This is a genomic window from Aeromicrobium camelliae (assembly GCF_003850045.1).
In the GTDB taxonomy this organism is placed as follows: Bacteria; Actinomycetota; Actinomycetes; order Propionibacteriales; family Nocardioidaceae; genus Aeromicrobium; species Aeromicrobium camelliae.
This window is the reverse complement of sequence record NZ_RQJX01000036.1, coordinates 1-1,013: the sequence shown is the minus strand read 5'-3', so window position 1 is coordinate 1,013 and position 1,013 is coordinate 1. Positions and strand designations below refer to the sequence as shown.

Sequence of the window (1,013 nt, the reverse complement as noted above, 5' to 3'; positions counted from 1 at the left end):
GACGTCGGTGTTCGGCGGGTAGCCCGAACCGTCCGTCGTGATGGTGTCACCGGGCGCCGCGACCGGCGGAGTCACCGTGATGGCGGGACTCGCGACGACCTCCGAGGTGGCAGACGCCTCGAGGCCGTCGCCGCCGGTCGCCGTCACCGTCAACTCCCCGAGTGCGGTACCCGCCGGCACCGTGAAGCTGTCGGACAGATTGCCGTCACCGTCAGTGAGCACGGTGGAGCGGCCCACTTCCGTCCCGTCCGCGGCGGTGTAGACGAGCGTCACCGCGACTCCCGCGGGCCAGCCGCTGCCGGCGACCGCGAGATCCTGACCGTAGGAGACCGTGTCGGGTGCCGCGGTCAGCGTCGGGGTGAAGGCGGGTTCTTCCACCGCCACCTCGTCCTCAGCCGTGTTGCCGTCCGCATCCGCCGCGCTGATCGTCAGCGGTCCGGCCGGGGTGCCGTCGGGCACCAGGAACGACGTCGTGAAGATGCCGTTCTCGTTGGTGGTGACCGTCTGTTCGCCGATGTCGTTGCCGTCGGCGTCGGTGTAGGTGACGGTGACGTCGGTGTTCGGCGGGTACCCGGTGCCCACGACGGCCACGGTGTCACCGGGCTCGACCGTGCTGGGCGCGGCGATCACGGCGGGGGTGAACTCCTCCGCCTCGACGGTCACCGTGTCGGTGGCGGTGTTGCCGTCGCCGTCGCTCGCCTCGATCGTCAACGCACCTTCCGGCGTACCGTCGGGCACCACGAACTCGGTCGTGAACGTACCGCCGTCGTCGGTGGTGACGGTCTGTTCGCCGATGTCGTTGCCGTCGGCGTCGGCGTCGGTGTAGGTGACGGTGACGTCGGTGTTCGGCGGGTACCCGGCGCCGACCGTGGTGATCGTGTCACCGGGATGGACGGTGCCGGGAACCGTGGCGATGGCCGGAGTGTTCGACTCGGCGACCTCGACCGTCTCGGTGGCGGTGTTGCCGTTCTCGTCGGTGGCGTCGACGGTGAGGTCACCGGGCGGTGTGCCGT

General features: G+C 70.4%; 1 protein-coding gene. It reads right to left on the bottom strand.

Translation table 11 applies throughout. From position 1 onward, the window contains the following. A partial coding sequence (locus EHW97_RS15435; protein ID WP_208002087.1) for a hypothetical protein occupies positions 1 to 1,013 on the bottom strand: 1,013 nt, incomplete at both ends.